16 protein-coding genes and 2 tRNA genes are annotated in these 16,911 nt (G+C 49.7%); 12 read left to right on the top strand and 6 right to left on the bottom strand.

Features of this window, described 5'->3' with window-relative positions; genetic code table 11:
- The first annotated feature begins 93 nt into the window (after positions 1–93).
- Genes ABDZ76_RS03410 through ABDZ76_RS03400 form a run of 3 tightly spaced genes read left to right on the top strand, consistent with a single transcriptional unit; the run spans position 94 to position 3,960 of the window.
- Positions 94–1,335, top strand: a complete 1,242-nt coding sequence (locus tag ABDZ76_RS03410; protein ID WP_343801323.1) for a urate hydroxylase PuuD — start codon at positions 94–96, stop codon at positions 1,333–1,335.
- The gene (gene guaD / locus ABDZ76_RS03405; RefSeq protein WP_343801320.1) at positions 1,332–2,648 is read left to right on the top strand and encodes a guanine deaminase; all 1,317 of its coding nucleotides are present in this window, start codon (positions 1,332–1,334) and stop codon (positions 2,646–2,648) included. The genes ABDZ76_RS03410 and guaD overlap by 4 nt, the downstream gene beginning before the upstream one ends.
- A gap of 37 nt (positions 2,649–2,685) precedes the next feature.
- On the top strand, positions 2,686–3,960 hold the full coding sequence (locus tag ABDZ76_RS03400) for a glycerate kinase type-2 family protein (RefSeq protein ID WP_343801317.1): 1,275 nt from the start codon (positions 2,686–2,688) through the stop codon (positions 3,958–3,960).
- 51 nt (positions 3,961–4,011) lie between these two features.
- Here ABDZ76_RS03400 and ABDZ76_RS03395 read toward each other — a convergent pair whose 3' ends face one another.
- The 3 genes from ABDZ76_RS03395 to pncA all read right to left on the bottom strand — a co-directional run bounded on the left by ABDZ76_RS03395 (position 4,012) and on the right by pncA (position 7,103).
- Entirely contained in the window at positions 4,012–4,923 is a 912-nt protein-coding gene (locus ABDZ76_RS03395; protein WP_343801314.1) for a c-type cytochrome, read from the bottom strand.
- Positions 4,920–6,263: a c-type cytochrome gene (locus tag ABDZ76_RS03390; protein WP_343801311.1), complete on the bottom strand. Its 1,344-nt coding sequence runs from the start codon at positions 6,261–6,263 to the stop codon at positions 4,920–4,922. The genes ABDZ76_RS03395 and ABDZ76_RS03390 overlap by 4 nt, the downstream gene beginning before the upstream one ends.
- A gap of 237 nt (positions 6,264–6,500) precedes the next feature.
- Positions 6,501–7,103, bottom strand: coding sequence for a bifunctional nicotinamidase/pyrazinamidase (gene pncA / locus ABDZ76_RS03385; protein ID WP_343801308.1), 603 nt, complete (start codon positions 7,101–7,103; stop codon positions 6,501–6,503).
- Between the two features lie 129 nt (positions 7,104–7,232).
- On the opposite strand from pncA, the gene ABDZ76_RS03380 reads away from it, so the two are divergent.
- Positions 7,233–7,922 carry a D-lyxose/D-mannose family sugar isomerase gene (locus ABDZ76_RS03380; RefSeq protein WP_343801305.1) on the top strand — a complete coding sequence of 230 codons (690 nt, stop codon included), beginning with the start codon at positions 7,233–7,235 and terminating at the stop codon, positions 7,920–7,922.
- Here the strand turns inward: ABDZ76_RS03380 and ABDZ76_RS03375 are convergent.
- Positions 7,901–8,866, bottom strand: a complete 966-nt coding sequence (locus ABDZ76_RS03375; protein ID WP_343801302.1) for an alpha/beta fold hydrolase — start codon at positions 8,864–8,866, stop codon at positions 7,901–7,903. The genes ABDZ76_RS03380 and ABDZ76_RS03375 overlap by 22 nt on opposite strands.
- A gap of 397 nt (positions 8,867–9,263) precedes the next feature.
- Between ABDZ76_RS03375 and ettA the strand changes: the two genes are divergently transcribed.
- Both ettA and tam read left to right on the top strand, forming a co-directional pair.
- Positions 9,264–10,913: an energy-dependent translational throttle protein EttA gene (gene ettA, locus ABDZ76_RS03370; protein ID WP_184221087.1), complete on the top strand. Its 1,650-nt coding sequence runs from the start codon at positions 9,264–9,266 to the stop codon at positions 10,911–10,913.
- A 74-nt stretch (positions 10,914–10,987) separates the two neighbouring features.
- A complete protein-coding gene (tam, locus tag ABDZ76_RS03365; protein WP_343801296.1) occupies positions 10,988–11,755 on the top strand; it encodes a trans-aconitate 2-methyltransferase in 768 nt (255 codons plus the stop codon).
- Positions 11,756–11,891: 136 nt separating this feature from the next.
- Here tam and ABDZ76_RS03360 read toward each other — a convergent pair.
- Positions 11,892–11,966 (bottom strand) — tRNA-Gly (locus tag ABDZ76_RS03360).
- A 233-nt stretch (positions 11,967–12,199) separates the two neighbouring features.
- Positions 12,200–12,274: transfer RNA gene (locus ABDZ76_RS03355), tRNA-Gly, on the bottom strand.
- Between the two features lie 314 nt (positions 12,275–12,588).
- On the opposite strand from ABDZ76_RS03355, the gene ABDZ76_RS03350 reads away from it, so the two are divergent.
- The 6 genes from ABDZ76_RS03350 (at position 12,589) to leuB (ending at position 16,730) form a co-directional block, all read left to right on the top strand.
- On the top strand, positions 12,589–13,131 hold the full coding sequence (locus tag ABDZ76_RS03350) for a prolyl-tRNA synthetase associated domain-containing protein (RefSeq protein ID WP_343801293.1): 543 nt from the start codon (positions 12,589–12,591) through the stop codon (positions 13,129–13,131).
- Between the two features lie 9 nt (positions 13,132–13,140).
- Positions 13,141–13,440: a putative quinol monooxygenase gene (locus tag ABDZ76_RS03345; protein ID WP_343801290.1), complete on the top strand. Its 300-nt coding sequence runs from the start codon at positions 13,141–13,143 to the stop codon at positions 13,438–13,440.
- Between the two features lie 157 nt (positions 13,441–13,597).
- Positions 13,598–14,569, top strand: a complete 972-nt coding sequence (gene trxA / locus ABDZ76_RS03340) for a thioredoxin (RefSeq protein WP_343801287.1) — start codon at positions 13,598–13,600, stop codon at positions 14,567–14,569.
- A 16-nt stretch (positions 14,570–14,585) separates the two neighbouring features.
- The gene (locus tag ABDZ76_RS03335; protein WP_343801284.1) at positions 14,586–15,278 is read left to right on the top strand and encodes an LON peptidase substrate-binding domain-containing protein; all 693 of its coding nucleotides are present in this window, start codon (positions 14,586–14,588) and stop codon (positions 15,276–15,278) included.
- A 41-nt stretch (positions 15,279–15,319) separates the two neighbouring features.
- Entirely contained in the window at positions 15,320–15,511 is a 192-nt protein-coding gene (locus ABDZ76_RS03330) for a Trm112 family protein (protein WP_184221075.1), read from the top strand.
- Between the two features lie 106 nt (positions 15,512–15,617).
- Positions 15,618–16,730, top strand: a complete 1,113-nt coding sequence (gene leuB / locus ABDZ76_RS03325; RefSeq protein WP_343801279.1) for a 3-isopropylmalate dehydrogenase — start codon at positions 15,618–15,620, stop codon at positions 16,728–16,730.
- Positions 16,731–16,911 lie beyond the last annotated feature (181 nt).

Raw genomic sequence — 16,911 nt, 5'->3', positions numbered from 1 at the left:
GTGCTCGTTGAGTTGCACTCATTTCCCCCAACACTTCCTTGGCACATAATGCACTGTCTAACAATGGGAACAAAGACATAATGGGAGGGGCGCATGTATGATTTTGCGGTTGCCTGGGACTGGCTGAGTTTTGCTGCCCGCTGGCTGCATGTGATGACAGCGATTGCATGGATCGGCTCGTCATTTTATTTTGTGGCGCTTGATTTAGGCCTGCGTCAGCGCCCCGATCTGCCGCAAGGTGTGCATGGTGAAGAGTGGCAGGTGCATGGCGGCGGCTTTTATCATATTCAAAAATATCTGGTCGCACCGCCGCATTTGCCGGAGCATCTGATCTGGTTCAAATGGGAATCTTACGCCACATGGCTTTCCGGTTTTGTGCTCTTGTGCCTTGTTTATTATGCCGGTGCCGATCTTTATCTGATTGATCCGGCGGTGCTGGATGTTTCTGCACCGATTGCCATTTTCATCTCCATTGCCTCGCTGGTGCTGGGCTGGTTCATTTATGATCTGATTTGCAAATTCGGATTAGGCAAAAATGATACGGTGATTATGGTGCTGCTTTACGGCGTGCTGGTTGCCGTATCATGGGGCTATACGCAGCTTTTCACCGGACGCGCGGCCTTCCTGCATTTGGGTGCATTTACCGCCACCATCATGGCTGCCAATGTGTTTATGCTGATTATTCCTAATCAGAAAATCGTAGTCGCCGATCTGATTGCCGGAAAAACCCCTGATCCGAAATATGGCAAACTCGCCAAGCAGCGCTCGACCCATAATAATTATCTGACGCTGCCGGTCGTGTTTCTGATGCTTTCCAACCATTATCCGCTGGCCTTTGCCACCGAATATAACTGGATTATCGCCTCATTGGTGTTTCTGATGGGTGTGACCATCCGCCATTGGTTCAATACCCGCCATGCTGGCAAAGGTAAGCCGACATGGACCTGGATTGTAACCGTTCTTTTGTTCATTGCGATTATCTGGCTCTCAAGCATACAAAAACCGTTGCCGGATGAAGATCAGGCTTTGCCAATGACACCAGCGCAGCAAAGTTTTGTTTCGGCAGAAGCTTTCCCGAAAGTTCGTGATACGATTTTGGGGCGTTGCTCGATGTGCCATGCCAAAGAACCGGCATGGGATGGTATCATCACTGCGCCCAAAGGGGTGATCTTGGAAACAGACCGTGAAATTGCATCCCATGCACGCGAGATTTATTTGCAGGCGGGGCGTTCTCATGCCATGCCTCCTGCTAATATAACGGCTGTTTCGGATGAAGAACGTCGCATGCTGGCTGCTTGGTATGAGACGAGTGTTAAGGGAGGAAAAACGCAATGAGTGCTCAAACCACTCCCCATCTTATCAGGGGGCGTATCCTCACATTTTTAGAAAATCCGTTTCAGCAAAATGCTGCTTCGGCATATCGCTTTTATGAAGACGGCGCTTTGCTGATCGCTAACGGCAAGATCGCCGATATTGGCAGTTTTGATGATGTGAAAGCGCGTATTGGTGCGGATGTGGCGGTGACCGACCACCGCCCGCATCTGATTATGCCGGGTTTTATTGATACGCATTTACATTTTCCGCAAACGCAAGCGATTGCCTCTTATGGCGCGCAATTGCTGGAATGGCTCAACACCTATGTGTTTGTTGAAGAGCAAAAATTTGAAAATGCCGCCCATGCCGATTTTATTGCTGGCCGTTTTCTTGATGAACTGATCCGCAATGGCACGACGACTGCTGTGGCCTATTGTTCGGTGCATAAGCAAAGTGCGCAATCCATGTTTGCTGCCGCACGTCAGCGCAATATGCTGATGGTGGGCGGTAAGGTGATGATGGATCGCAATGCGCCGGAGGCTTTACGCGATACGCCGCAATCAGGCTATGATGATAGCAAGGCGCTGATAGAAGCATGGCATAAGCCTGATCAGCGCAATTATTATGCGATCAGCCCGCGCTTTGCCATTACTTCAACGCCGGAACAATTGGAGATGAGCAAGGCGCTGGTGCAGGAATTTCCTGATTGCTATGTGCAGACGCATTTGTCGGAAAACCACGATGAGATTGCCTTTGCCACCTCGCTTTATCCAAGTGCGCAGCATTATATCGATATTTATGCCCATTATGAATTGCTGACGCCGAAAACCATTCTCGGTCATTGTATTCATATGTGCGACCGTGAAGTGTCGCTGATGGCGGAGAGGGGGGCGGTTGCCGCTTTTTGCCCGACCTCAAACCTCTTTTTAGGCAGCGGACTTTTCGATCATGATCGCTTTGCAAAACTTGGTGCGCGTATTTCCGTGGCAACGGATGTCGGCGGCGGCAGCAGCTTTTCGATGCTGGAAACCATGAGCGAAGCTTATAAAATTATGGCACTGCAAGGCCAGAAACTATCTCCCTTGCAATCTTATTATATGCTGACGCTCGGCAATGCACGCGCACTGGGTTTACAAGATAAAATCGGCTCGCTGCATGTGGGGGCTGATGCTGATATTGTGGTGCTTGATGCACGCGCCAAGCCAGCGATGGATCTACGCATGGATGTGGCTGAGACGCTGGAAGATGAATTATTCATTTTGCAGACAATGGGGGATGACCGCTGTGTCAGGGAAGTTTATATTGCCGGAAAAGCGATGAAATCAGCTTTATAAATAAGCTGAACATCAAAATTTAAGGGGATATCAAACCGTGTCGCAGCATGCAGTTGAACCGCGCGCTCTCTTAACCTCCTTGTTTGAAGCGGCCGTTGAAGCGGCAGATCCGCTTGAGAGAATTAAAGCTTTTTTGCCTGAAAAACCTAAAGGCAAAGTGGTTGTTATTGGTGCAGGCAAAGGGTCCGCGCAAATGGCACGCGCTTTTGAGCAATGCTGGGATGGTGATTTCAGCGGCACTGTGGTGACGCGCTATGGTTTTGGTGTTGATTGCGAAAAGATTGAGATCATTGAGGCCTCGCATCCGGTGCCCGATGAAGCGGGAATTCAGGCCGCCAAGCGCCTGTTTGAGACGGTTGAAAGTTTAAGCGTCGATGATCTGGTGATCGCGTTAGTTTCGGGTGGTGGCTCGGCTTTGCTGCCAGCTCCTGCCGATGGCCTCACCTTAGCTGATGAAGTGGCGGTCAATGAGGCTTTGCTTGCCTCCGGCCTGCCGATCAGCGCGATGAATGTCATCCGCAAACATATTTCCAAAGTAAAAGGCGGACGGCTGGCGGCAGCTTGTTTTCCGGCAAAAGTGGTCAGCCTGATTGTCTCGGATATTCCGGGTGATAATCCGGCTTATGTTGCTTCCGGCCCCACTGTGCCGGATGGATCAACGCGCCATGATGCTCTGCAAATCATTGAGCAATACGGCTTAAAATTGCCGGATAATGTGATGCAGCATTTGCAAAGTGATGCAGCCAATGCACCGCTTGCCGATGATGATTGTTTTAAAAATCACGAAGTGCATGTGATTGCATCTGCTGCTATTTCGCTGGAAGCGGCAGTGACACGCGCCGCACAATATAATATTCCGGCGGTGATTTTGTCTGATGCAATAGAGGGCGAAGCGCGCGAAGTGGCGCATGTTCATAGCGCAATCGCCAAAGAAATTTCGATGCGTGATCGCCCGTTTCCAAAGCCGGTAATTTTACTGTCGGGCGGGGAAACAACTGTCACGGTGCGCCATAAAGGCAAAGGTGGCCGCAACACTGAATTCTTGTTATCGCTCGCACTCGATATTGCCGGTAATAACCGGATTTATGCCCTTGCTGCCGACACGGATGGCATTGACGGCTCAGAGGATAATGCCGGTGGCTTTGCCGATGGAACGAGCATGGAGCGTTTGCGGGAAAAAGGACAGAACGGCGCTGATTTTTTACAAAAAAATGATGCGTGGCGTGCGTTTTCAGCGCTCAATGATCTTTATGTAACCGGCCCCACCGGCACCAATGTTAATGATTTTCGCGCTATTTTAATTATGGATTGAGCCTAATAAAAGGGCCGGTATCTGATCTGATGCCGGCCTTTTTTATTGTATTTAGTAACGGGCGTCTTTCGGCTTTTTAACCGTTGGCCAGTCATTGACCTTACCGGCAAAATCCGGACGCGGCATATGGGTGAAATATTCCGACACGTCGATCGCTTCCTGATCGGTCAGCACATCACCTTGCCCCATCGGCAGATTGTAATTTTGTGCCGGTGGCATCGCATATTTGACGAATTGCGCAGCCTTATAAGTACGCGCCATACCTGCACCGATATTGAAGCTTTCATCGCCCCAAAGCGGCGGGAAGATATAGTCGCCGGCCTGATCTTTCATGCCTTCACCATTGCCGCCGTGGCAGGCAGCACATTGTGCGGCATAAATTTTCGCACCATTGACCGGATCAGGCACGAGGCTTTCATCAATTGCGCCAGCGCCTTTAACATTAACGCTGGTGCCTTTTGCAACACCTTTGCCAAGCCAATCCATGTAAGCAATCATGGCTTTCATATCAGCGCCTTCACGCGGCAATGGCTTACCGTTCATTGAACGTTGGAAGCAACCGTTGATGCGCATTTCCAAATCCACTTCCTTGCCCGCACGCGGCATAACGGCAGGGTAGAAATTGGAGGTGTTGATATAAGGCGCAGCCTTGTCGACCTTACCTTGTGCCAGATGGCAGGAGTTACAATTGAGGCCATTGCCGACATTATCAGGCAGCAAACGGGCAGTTTCATTAAGCAGGCGTTTGCCTTGCAAAATATCTGCCGCATTCGGCTCCTTCAAAATATCGTGGTCGACAGGGATCTGATATGTGCCGACCTGTTCTTTTTCTTTGTTCAGAACAGCGATGGCATCAAGTGGCTGCGCATCCATGCTGGAGCGCAGACTGATGAAACCCCATGCCGAGCCGGTAATGGCAACAGCAAATGCAGCACCGAGGAAAATAACCGATTTGGTTCTCATTGCTTATTCTCCGGAACATAATGCACAGGCTTGTGCGCGATTTCGCGTCTCATGCGGGCAATATCGGCTTCGGTGATTTCTGCACCGTGATTGCCCCAGCCATTGCGGATAAAATTGAGAATTTCCGCAACCTGCCAGTTTGGCAGATGAGCAAAACCAGGCATGGTAAAGGCCATCAAATCGTGGTCAGTATCAGGTGTCCGGCCCCCTGCCAGTGTCACCTGAATAAGCGAGCTTGGATCATCGGCAAAGACAATCGAGTTGCCAGCCAGTGCCGGATAGACCCGCGGCGCACCCTTACCGTCCATACGGTGGCAAACAGTGCAATGCTCGACATAAGACAGAGCACCTTTTTCAGAGAAGTCACCGGCTTTCAGAGCTGCCGTTGTGATATCTTCTTTCGGCTGCCATTTCTGTTCGCGGCCTTTGCTTGGCGGTAGCGACTTCAGATAACGGGCAATGGCACGCAGATCGCTTTCTTCCAGATATTGGGTGGAATGCTGCACCACATCGGCCATCGAACCGAAAGCGGCAGTGCGGTCATTGCGTCCGCTTTGCAGGAACATGACGATCTCGTCTTCTGTCCATGTGGAAAGACCCGTGTCCTGATCGCGCAGGTTTTTAGCATACCAGCCTTCCAGCACCGAGCCGGAAAGGAACTTGCCGTCCTTGTCGTTTTTGACTGCTTTTTCTTCGTAAGCAAGACCGCGAGGCGTGTGGCAGGCACTGCAATGGCCAAGGCCTTCCACCAGATAAGCACCGCGCTCCAGCACCGGATCTGTATTGGCGGCGATCTCAAAATCGCGTGCATTGGCGAAAAGCAACTGCCACCAAGCCAGCGGCCAGCGCATATTGGCAGGCCATGGCAAAGTGCTTGGCTGATTGTCTTGGGAGACGGCTTCTACCTTCGACATAAAATAAGCATAAAGCGCTTTAATGTCGTCGTCTTTTACCACGGTGTAAGACACAAACGGCATGGCCGGATAAAGATGGACATTATCCTTACGCACACCTTGGCGCACGGCACGTTCAAAATCGGCGTATGAATATGCGCCGATGCCGGTTGCTTTATCCGGTGTAATATTGGTGGAATAGATGGTGCCAAGCGGCGTTTGCATACCAAGGCCACCGGCAAATTCTTTGCCGCCCGGTGCCGTGTGACATGCGCCGCAATCGCCAGCGCGGGCGATATATTCGCCCTTGGTGATCAAAGCAGTATCGGTAATATCAACTTTTGCTTCCTGCTTGGGAGTAAGCCAGTAAGGCGTTGATAAGGCAAAGAGCCATGCGGCAGCGAGTGCAATCACACCGGCGATGGCTAGTTTTACTAGGGTTTTCATGCGCCCTCCGAAAAGGCATACTTGAGAGGTTACTCATGCTTTTCAGATTCGGCTGAGAGCCACATTGATTGTGGTCAATTGAAAAATAATTATCGTGTTATTTGTTGTTTTAGGAAAAATTGATGATTTTTAGCGCAATGTTAGGCGAATAATTCTTTTTCAAAAAATGTAAAAATAAAAAAGCGGCTCTATATTTGTAGAGCCGCCCGTGATTTTAAATGGCTGAACCAGTCGTTTTTAAGCAATCAGCTCGACACCGGCTTGACGCATTTTATCAAGCATCAGCGCGAGGGAGCCATTCACATCAATGCCACGGCACAGATCAAGCCGCACGCGGGTGTTGAAGCCGAGCGCAACTGCATCAAGCGCTGAAAAAGCGACGCAAAAATCAGTTGCAAGACCGGCCAGCGTGATGGCGCCGATATTGCGCTCGCGCAAATATCCGGCCAGACCGGTTGGGGTTTGATGATCATTTTCGAAGAAGGTGGAATAGCTGTCGATGCCGTGGCGAAAGCCTTTGCGGATGACAAGTTGTGCGCGGGTGAGGTTTAGCTGCGGATGAAAATCCGCGCCTGTTGTGCCTTGCACACAATGATCCGGCCAGAGTGTCTGTTCGCCATAAGGCATGGTGATGCTCTGATATGGCTCTTTGCCTTGATGGGAGGAGGCGAAACTGGAATGGCCTTTCGGGTGCCAGTCCTGTGTTAAAATCACATGTTCGCTTTCATTGATGGTCGCGTTGAGAAGCGGCAGGATTTCATCGCCGCCTTTAACACCGAGCGCACCGCCCGGGCAGAAATCATTTTGCATATCAACGACAATCAATGCATGTGCGATCATAGTCTATCCTCTTCTGCTTTATAAGTTCTGCCAATTCTGTGCCCCTGAAATATATGTCTTGGCAGAAAATGCTTTTGAGCATCTTATACATATATAATGTGGTGATAACTGTGGCGCAAAGGGCAGGTCATGAAAAGAAGCGAGATTAACCGGATCATCCGTGAGAGCGACCAGTTTATTCGTTCCTTTGGTTTTATTCTGCCGCCTTTTGCCTATCTTGCCCCTGAGACTTTGAAAAACCAAGTGCAGGAACATGCCCGCATTATTCGTGATCACCGGTTGGGCTGGGATATTACCGATTACGGGCAGGGCAGGTTTGACGAGCTGGGCTTGTTTTTATTTACGCTGCGCAATGGCAGGGCAGAAGATTTAACGCGCGGCAGCGGCCAGCTTTATGCCGAGAAGATTATGATCTCACGGCAAAACCAATTATCGCCGATGCATCGTCATAATCTGAAAGCCGAAGACATTATCAATCGTGGTGGTGCCACTTTGGTGATTGAGCTGTTTCAGGCAAATAGCGAAGGCGCACTTGATCCAAGCGCTGATGTGCATGTGGTCAGTGACGGGCGTCTGGTGAGCCTGCCTGCTGGCGGGCATTTAAAATTGCAGCCCGGCGAGAGCGTCACATTGATGCCGCAGCATTGGCATGCCTTCTGGGGCGAGGGTGGCGATGTGCTGGTGGGCGAAGTTTCAACGGTCAATGACGATCTGACTGATAATGTCTTTCGTGATCCGATCGGCCGGTTTTCAGACATCGAAGAAGATGAAGCGCCATTGCATTTGCTGGTGGCAGATTATGATCGCTGGCTTGCCTGATGTGTTTGCACCACCGCATCAGCCCATTGGATAAAATCATGGCTTGCTGTGTCGTGTTCCTGATCAAGCAAAGTTTCATGCCGGCTATGGGCATAGATTTTATGGCTTATATCCGAAAAGTTTAAGCGTTGCAGGCGTGTGGCAAAAGCGGTGACGGCCTGACCAAAACTAGTTGCCGGATCCAGCGCACCGCCATTGAAACTAATCGGCAGGTTTTTAGGCAAACGTGTCCAGTTTTGAGGGTTATCGCCTTGCTCCATCCATTGGAAAATATCGAGCCACATGGCAACGCTTGGGTCAAAGCCGCAAAGCGGGTCGTTAATATAGGCATCGGCACTCTCCTCGTCGCTGGACAGCCAGTCAAACATAGTGCGCGATGGTTGATTCATTTTTGCCCAAGCACGAAATGTGACTTTTGGCAGAAATTGGCTCGGCACATCCGAACCCTTTAACATACGCTCCACTTTCAGCATGAAACGCGCAAATATGCGTTCGGACTTACTGCCGAAATTGGAATTCCAGATGCTGAGAGCGTCAATTTTGCTGGGCTCTTGCAGTGCATAATTAAAAGCAATCAGCCCGCCCATTGAATGGCCGAACAGAATGATCGGAAGTTGAGGGTGCCGCTCTTTGATCAGCTGATTAATGCTATCCACATCACTTAAAACTTTTGCTGCACCATCGCGCATGGCAAACATGGTTTTAGGGCGGTCGGCGGCAATATTCTGCCCGTGGCCGCGGTGGTCTTGGGCATAGACATGATATCCGGCACCGCTCAAAATTTGTGCAAATTGCGCATAGCGTTTTGAGTGTTCTGCCAGCCCGTGATTGATATGCACCACACCGCGTATGGTGCCGTCTGCTGCTTGTTGTGCTGCTTGATGGCGCACAACAAGCTTGCCACCTTTGGGGCATGAAAAAACGTGAATATCTTCAAACGACATCAAACAAGTTTCCGTGAAAAAAGCCTTGCAAAACTTTAAAAGCTGCGTCACTCTAACATTTATATGGACTGTGCAAGTTCCGGATGCCTTGAATTGAGAGTGCAAACCGGATGCGTTGATAAATGCAGCCATAGCAGCTTTTGCATAAAGATATACGAGTTTTATAAACTTGCAGAGGGGAAACCGGATGACGGAAATATCCGCATCCGGTTTTATATTTTTTAAATTCTGGTTTTGCGTGTCTGTCCATTGCTCCACGCGACCAGATAGCTTACATAAGCACCCAAGATTTCCTGAAATTATTCGTCAATAATGCAGGAAACAGATCATTGTTTCATAGCACTTTTTAATCTTACTTTGTGGGATGCGGTGCTCTTAACCGGAGATGACGCGCTTTATGGCACGCCAATTCATTTATCATATGTCAGGCCTCAACAAGGCCTATGGCAATAAGAAGATTATTGAAAATCTTCATTTGTCTTTTTATCCCGATGCGAAAATCGGTATTCTGGGGCCAAACGGCGCTGGTAAATCGACAGTTCTTAAAATCATGGCTGGCCTTGATAAGGACTATACCGGTGAGGCATGGCTGGCGGAAGGTGCCACTTGTGGTTACCTCGCACAGGAACCTGAGCTGAACCCGGATAAAACCGTGTTTGAAAATGTGATGGAAGGCGTTGCTGACAAGCAGGCCATTCTTGATCGTTATAACGAACTGATGATGAACTATTCTGATGAAACCGCCGATGAAGGCGCGAAGCTTCAGGACATCATCGACAGCCAGAACCTGTGGGATCTGGAAAGTCAGGTTGAAATGGCGATGGAAGCCCTGCGCTGCCCGCCAGCTGATGCCGATGTGACCAAGCTTTCAGGTGGTGAGCGTCGCCGTGTTGCGCTTTGCAAGCTCTTGCTTTCCAAGCCTGACCTGCTGCTGCTTGACGAACCAACCAACCACTTGGACGCTGAAACGACCTCTTGGCTGGAAAAGCATCTGCGCGAATATCAGGGCGCTGTCCTGTTGATTACGCACGATCGCTACTTCCTTGACAATGTGACCGGCTGGATTCTTGAGCTCGACCGTGGTCGCGGCATTCCTTATGAAGGCAACTATACTGCCTATCTGGAAGCCAAAGCCAAGCGTATGCTGCAGGAAGGCCGTGAAGACGACGCCCGCCAGAAAGCACTTGCCCGTGAACGCGAGTGGATTTCCGCGAGCCCTAAAGCCCGTCAGTCCAAGTCGAAAGCCCGTATTAAGGCTTATGATCTTTTGGTTGAAGCGGCTGAAAACCAGCGTCCGGGTGATGCACAGATCCTTATTCCGGCCGGTGAGCGTCTGGGACAGGTGGTTATTGAAGCAGAAAATCTCACCAAATCCTTTGGTGACCGCGTTCTGATCGAAAACCTGACCTTCAAACTGCCTCCGGGTGGTATTGTTGGTGTGATCGGTCCGAACGGTGCCGGTAAATCGACATTGTTCAAAATGATCACTGGTCAGGAAAAGCCTGATTCCGGTTCCATCCGTATCGGTGATACCGTGCAGCTTGGTTATGTGGATCAGAGCCGCGACCATCTGAATGCAGACAAAAACGTCTGGGAAGAAATTTCCGGCGGCAGCGACATTATCAAGCTCGGCAAGCATGAAATGAACTCGCGCGCTTATTGCGGTGCGTTCAACTTCAAGGGCAGCGATCAGCAGGCTAAAGTTGGCAACCTTTCCGGTGGTCAGCGTAACCGCGTGCATCTGGCTAAGATGTTGCAGGCAGGCGGCAACGTGCTGCTGCTCGACGAACCGACCAACGATCTGGATACAGAAACCTTGGCGGCTTTGGAAGATGCGCTGGAAAAATACGCCGGTTGTGCTGTTATCATCTCCCACGATCGTATGTTCCTCGACCGTTTGGCAACACACATTCTGGCCTTTGAAGGCGACAGCCATGTAGAATGGTTTGAAGGTAACTTTGAAGACTATGAAGCGGATAAAGTCCGTCGTCTGGGGCCTGATAGCGTCAACCCTAAGCGGGTGACCTACAAGCCGCTGACACGTTAATATTTAAAAAGGCCGGTGTTAATCACCGGCCTTTTTGTTTGGGTAATAATATAATGATGCAAAAGGTGAATGTGATGAAAGATTGGTCAGCCGGACAATATCTGAAATTTGAAAATGAGCGCAATCGGCCAGCACTTGACCTGATCAATCAAATTAAGACGAATGATCTGAGCCATATTGTCGATATTGGTTGCGGGCCTGGCAACTCAACGGAAGCGTTGTTCAACCGCTGGCCAAAGGCTGCGATTACGGGTTTTGATACATCGCCGGATATGATTGAAAAGGCACGCCAGCGACTGCCGGATTTACAGTTTGAATTGGGCGATGTTGCCACCTATCAGCCACCGAAGGAAACGGATTTATTGTTTTCCAATGCGGTGTTTCAATGGTTGCCGGATCATATCGCACATATGCAGCGGCTGTTTCGCTCATTAAAAAGCGGTGCAGTGCTGGCAATACAAATGCCGGATAATTTGCGTGAGGCAACCCATCAGTCGATGATTAAGGTTGCGCAAGACCCGTGCTGGCAAGGCCGCATCGGCAATAAGGCACGTAAAGTGCTGCCGCCGGTCGTGGAATATTATGAAGCGCTTTGCGGCGATGCGGTGCATGTGGATATTTGGCACACCATCTATAATCATCCGCTTGATGGTATTAAGGCTGTGGTGGAATGGGTGAAGGGTACGGGCTTACGTCCGTTTATTGATCCGCTCAGTGATGAAGAGTGTAAAGATTATCTGGTGCAATATGCGGAAGAACTTACCCGTCATTATAGCGTGGCATCTGATGGCAAGGTGCTGCTGGCATTTCCGCGTATTTTTATTCTGGCGCAGAAAAAATAAGTAAGATTTGAGGGCTGATGCGGTTATTGATCGTATCAGCCGATAGCTCATGAGTTCTTGCTACAAGGCAATATTTATCATGCAGAAAAATCTGCATTTAAAATCAAATTTTTAAGGGAAAAGGACGTTTAAGAACTGGAGCGGGCGAAGGGATTCGAACCCTCGACCCCAACCTTGGCAAGGTTGTGCTCTACCCCTGAGCTACACCCGCTCGCGCCAGTTCTTAACATCGAACAACCGCTATATGCCGCAAAGCTTTGCCAATTGCAAGAGGGAAAAACAGAAAAAATGCGATTTTTTTCATTTTTTTGACATTGAATTGTTTAGGGAAAACAAAGCCTTAAAAGAAAACGCCAAAAACGCCGTAAGGCGCGTGATCCCCAACTCCTGTTTATCAGGAGAGGCATAATTTTTAGTTTTAAGGGAAGATAGGCCTTTAAGAACTGGAGCGGGCGAAGGGATTCGAACCCTCGACCCCAACCTTGGCAAGGTTGTGCTCTACCCCTGAGCTACACCCGCTCGCGCCAGTTCTTAAACATCAGGCATGGGCGGTATATGACGTAACCTTTGACCGAATGCAACAGCAAAAATGAGTGGCTTTGCATTTTATTGCAGTTTTTTGCATTGCACCGCTCTTTTTCGGGCTTTGGCATGGGTGTCCTGTTGATAAGTGCAGGTTGAAACAGTGTTTTTTGGCATTCAACGCTTTGTGGCGGGTGAAAATGGCAGGCAGAAATATGATTCTATCTGCCTCCCTTGGCTTGTTCATGGAAGTGACTGCTATAAGATTGATTTGAAAATGGAATCGTTGAAGCGAATATGAGTTGAAGACAATGCAAAAGCCGTTGGATCCTGCCGGACTGTTTGAATATCTGGATGAATTGGGTGTCAAACACACAACCATTACCCATCCGCCTTTGTTTACGGTGGCAGAATCGCAAGCCTATCGGTTGGAATCAAACGGCGCCCATACCAAAAACCTCTTTGTTAAAGACAAGAAGGGCAAAATTTTTCTGCTGACTGTTGGTGATAATGCGGTCGTAGATTTAAAGCAGGTGCATCATCTGATTGGCGCGAGTGGCCGGGTATCTTTTTGCAAGGCAGAACTCTTGATGGAACTTTTAGGTGTTATTCCGGGTTCTGTTACTGTGCTTGGTGCGGTCAATGACCGTGATATCCAGGTGCAGGTGGTGCTGGATGAGGCACTGATGCAAAATGATATTATCAATGCGCATCCGCTGACCAATGAGGCTACCACATCCATCAGCCGCGAGGATTTAATGGTGTTTTTGCGTGCAACCGGCCACGAGCCACTGATTGTGAAATTGTCGGCTGATGAAACCGATATGAGCTCAACCGCTGCACAAGAAGCATAAGAGGGCGCAATGTTACTGATTGTTGGTACTGTTCGTTTGCCTGCGGAAAATTTAACAGCCGCACGGGACGTCATGGCTCTTATGATTGAGGCCAGTCGCGCGGAAGACGGATGTCTTGGCTATTCTTATGCCGAAGATGTGCTGGAGCCGGGTCTTATTCATGTGAAAGAATTCTGGCGCGATCAGGCAGCATTAGACCGGCATTTTGCGTCTGAACATATTGCCGCATGGCGGGAAGCGTGGCCGCGACTTGGTATTCACGACCGTGATCTGACCGTTTACGATATAGGTGAGGGGCGCGTGACCTGAGCCTTGTGATTTGTGCGGGGTAAAAATTTGAACATGGGTGGGGAGGCGCATTCTCTTGAAAATGCGTATAAGAACCCCATCTGAGACTGATATATAAAGACTATAAAAACCGGCTTTTTGAAATAATTACCGGTGAAAATGCCAAAAGGGATGCGGGATGAGCAATCAGGACAATCCATACGCCGTCAGCGGCAATCAAATGAACGCAAGTGTGAGTTTTGGTGCTGATAATGCTCCGGCTGCCGGTGGGCTGATTAAAGACACAACGACTGCGACTTTTCAGGCTGATGTGATCGCCGAATCGCGCAAGCAGCCGGTGCTGGTGGATTTCTGGGCGCCATGGTGCGGGCCTTGTAAACAATTGACGCCAGTGATCGAGGGTGCCGTTAAAAAAGCGGCTGGTGCGGTCAAGCTGGTTAAAATGAATATTGACGATCATCCAAGCATTGCCGGTCAGTTAGGCATTCAGTCTATTCCGGCAGTGATTGCTTTTGTCGATGGTCAGCCGGTTGATGGTTTTATGGGCGCACAGCCCGAATCAAAGATTGATGAGTTTATCGCGAAAATCAGTGGGCCAAGCCCGCAGGAAACCGCTTTGGCTGAGGCTTTGGCAATGGCTGAAACTTTGCGTGGTGAAGGTGACTTTGCCCAGAGTGCGCAAGTTTATTCAGCGATTTTACAACAAATGCCGGATAATCTTGCAGCACTTGCCGGTCTTGCGACTTGCATGGTGGAAGCGGGCGAGCTTGATAAAGCACGCGAGATTTTAGCCGCTATTCCGGAAGATCAGCAAAATGATCCGGCGGTTGAGCCAGTGGTTGAGAAGGTGCAAAAGCGCATTGAGCTGGCCGAGCAAGTGGCAACACTGGGCGATCCGGCGCAGTTAAAAGGGCGTTTAGCTGCTGATCCGAATGATCATCAGGCGCGTTTTGATCTGGCAAAAATTTATGATGCGCAAGGTTTGCGTGATGCGGCAGCCGATGAATTGCTGGCAATCATGAAGGCCGACCGTGAATGGGAAGATGACGGTGCACGCAAACAATTGGTGCAGTTCTTTGAACTTTGGGGCGTGATGGATAAAGCCACTTTGGCCGCACGCCGTAAATTGTCATCTTTATTGTTTAAGTAAGCAGGAGTTTTGTACGATGCAGGCGGGAAATATCCATTACCGCAGTGGTGATGACTTACCGGAATCTGTGCCGGTATTTCCGCTTCAGGGTGCATTATTATTGCCGGGTGGACAGGTGCCGCTCAATATATTTGAGCCGCGTTATCTGACGATGGTGGATGAGGCGATGGCGTCAAAACGCATCATTGGCCTCATTCAGCCAGATTTGGCGGAAAAGCCTGCTGAACCGGGGCAGGAGCTCGACGAAAACTATCGGCCGAATTTAAGTGCGGTCGGTTGTTTGGGGCGTATTACCAGCTATTCTGAAACGGGTGATGGCCGTGTGCTGATTACATTGCACGGCATTTGCCGCTTTCGGATGGTGGAAGAGCTGAATGTCAAAAAGCCTTATCGCACCTGCAAAATTGTGCCTTTCCTCAATGATCTGAGTGATCCGGCTGATGTTGATGATGTGGATCGCGAAGCATTGCTGGCGGCATTTCGGGCCTATCTTGAAGCGAACAATCTGGAAGCAGATTGGGAGGGTATTGCACGGGCTGATAATGCTATGCTGGTCAATGCCTTGTCGATCATGTCACCCTTTGGGGCGGCAGAAAAACAAGCTTTGCTGGAAGCGCCTGACTTAAAAACGCGTGCTGCAACATTGATTGCAATTACCGAAATGGTCTTGGCGCGTGAGCAGGATGATTTTGATAAACGCCTGCAATAGACAAGATTAAATTAGCTATTCCTAAATAATAGGGTGCATTGATGGACAAGACGCAAAGTCAGGGAGAAGTAGACATCAGCTTGCTGGAGCTGCTGGTGTGTCCTTTAACCAAAACTGCTTTGCGTTTTGACCGTGAAAACAATGAGTTGATCTCACAAAAAGCCAAATTAGCTTATCCGGTGCGCGATGGTGTGCCGATTATGCTGCCTTCTGAGGCGCGCATTATTGAATGAGTGGCAAATAGTGCTGCTTTCAGGCTACAGATTGTGTTGCCTGTTTGCTCAACGCTCTTTATAACGCTTGAGAGTTAATATCTGCTGCAAATGAAGGCTTGGCATTATGGCATCTAGAAAACTTCTTCTCCTGCCCGGCGACGGCATTGGCCCTGAGGCAATGGCGGAAGTCCGTAAGATTATTGATTATCTGAATTCTGATTTGAATCTTGGCTTTGAAACCGAAGAAGGTCTCGTAGGCGGCAGCGCTTATGATGCCCACGGTCAGGCTCTTTCTGATGCAGATATGGAAAAAGCGCTGGCAGCTGATGCTGTGCTTTTTGGCGCCGTTGGCGGCCCGAAATGGGATGCAGTTCCTTATGAAGTGCGCCCTGAGGCCGGTCTTCTGCGCCTGCGTAAGGAAATGGAACTCTACGCAAACCTGCGTCCTGCCATTTGCTATCCGGCACTGGCTCATTCCTCATCCCTGAAGCCTGAAGTGATCGAAGGTCTCGACATTCTGATCATGCGTGAGCTGACCGGTGGTGTTTATTTCGGTGAACCGAAAGAAATCATCGATCTCGGCAATGGTCAGAAGCGCGGTATCGATACGCAGGTTTATGATACCTACGAAATCGAACGTATTGCTGATATTGCTTTCGAACTGGCGCGCACCCGTCGCGGTAAAGTCACTTCGATGGAAAAACGCAACGTGATGAAGTCCGGCGTTCTTTGGAATCAGGTTGTGACTGCACGTCACAAAGAAAAGCACGCAGACATTCAGCTTGAACATATGCTGGCTGATGCCGGTGGTATGCAGCTCGTTCGCTGGCCGAAGCAGTTTGACGTTATCCTCACCGACAACCTGTTTGGTGATATGCTGTCAGACGTAGCCGCCATGCTGACCGGTTCGCTCGGCATGTTGCCGTCTGCGTCGCTTGGTGCAACCGATCCGAAGACCGGCAGCCGCAAGGCGCTTTATGAGCCGGTACATGGTTCGGCACCGGATATCGCAGGCCAGGGTATTGCTAATCCGATTGCGATGATCGCGTCGCTGGCTATGTGCCTGCGTTACTCTTTCGGCCTGATTACTGAAGCTGACCGTCTGGAAGCTGCTATTTCCGGCGTTCTGGATGATGGCATCCGCACCGGCGACATCTGGTCAGAAGGCAACAAAAAAGTTGGCACTGCTGAAATGGGCGATGCAATTTTGGCTAAGTTCAAAGCGCTGTCAGCTTAATTTGAACGTGCATCCTGAAAAGTGTGAAGCGGTTTTCAGATAAGATGCACGTAATAATGAGCTTTTTTGCTTATCGAAAACGCCGCCGCTTTACTGGGCGGCGTTTTTTTATGGCGTTGTTTCAGAAATTTTTGATCTGCTGAAAGCCTGCCAATTGACTCTTGCGTGAAACAGCTTAAAA

Origin of the sequence: Paenochrobactrum glaciei (genome assembly GCF_039522165.1) — a bacterium.
Classification (GTDB): domain Bacteria; phylum Pseudomonadota; class Alphaproteobacteria; order Rhizobiales; family Rhizobiaceae; genus Paenochrobactrum; species Paenochrobactrum glaciei.
The sequence above is the reverse complement of the archived record's forward strand: the minus strand, read 5'-3'. Positions and strand labels throughout refer to the sequence as shown.

Bases quoted from the DNA above. Each gene is read 5' to 3' on its own strand.
- ABDZ76_RS03375 (WP_343801302.1), bottom strand. From the start codon at position 8,866: ATGTCGTTTGAAGATATTCACGTTTTTTCATGCCCCAAAGGTGGCAAG.
- pncA (WP_343801308.1), bottom strand. From the start codon at position 7,103: ATGATCGCACATGCATTGATTGTCGTTGATATGCAAAATGATTTCTGC.
- ABDZ76_RS03380 (WP_343801305.1), top strand. From the start codon at position 7,233: ATGAAAAGAAGCGAGATTAACCGGATCATCCGTGAGAGCGACCAGTTT.
- tam (WP_343801296.1), top strand. From the start codon at position 10,988: ATGAAAGATTGGTCAGCCGGACAATATCTGAAATTTGAAAATGAGCGC.
- ABDZ76_RS03330 (WP_184221075.1), top strand. From the start codon at position 15,320: ATGGACAAGACGCAAAGTCAGGGAGAAGTAGACATCAGCTTGCTGGAG.
- ABDZ76_RS03350 (WP_343801293.1), top strand. From the start codon at position 12,589: ATGCAAAAGCCGTTGGATCCTGCCGGACTGTTTGAATATCTGGATGAA.
- ABDZ76_RS03410 (WP_343801323.1), top strand. From the start codon at position 94: ATGTATGATTTTGCGGTTGCCTGGGACTGGCTGAGTTTTGCTGCCCGC.
- guaD (WP_343801320.1), top strand. From the start codon at position 1,332: ATGAGTGCTCAAACCACTCCCCATCTTATCAGGGGGCGTATCCTCACA.
- ettA (WP_184221087.1), top strand. From the start codon at position 9,264: ATGGCACGCCAATTCATTTATCATATGTCAGGCCTCAACAAGGCCTAT.
- ABDZ76_RS03335 (WP_343801284.1), top strand. From the start codon at position 14,586: ATGCAGGCGGGAAATATCCATTACCGCAGTGGTGATGACTTACCGGAA.
- trxA (WP_343801287.1), top strand. From the start codon at position 13,598: ATGAGCAATCAGGACAATCCATACGCCGTCAGCGGCAATCAAATGAAC.
- ABDZ76_RS03390 (WP_343801311.1), bottom strand. From the start codon at position 6,263: ATGAAAACCCTAGTAAAACTAGCCATCGCCGGTGTGATTGCACTCGCT.
- leuB (WP_343801279.1), top strand. From the start codon at position 15,618: ATGGCATCTAGAAAACTTCTTCTCCTGCCCGGCGACGGCATTGGCCCT.
- ABDZ76_RS03395 (WP_343801314.1), bottom strand. From the start codon at position 4,923: ATGAGAACCAAATCGGTTATTTTCCTCGGTGCTGCATTTGCTGTTGCC.
- ABDZ76_RS03345 (WP_343801290.1), top strand. From the start codon at position 13,141: ATGTTACTGATTGTTGGTACTGTTCGTTTGCCTGCGGAAAATTTAACA.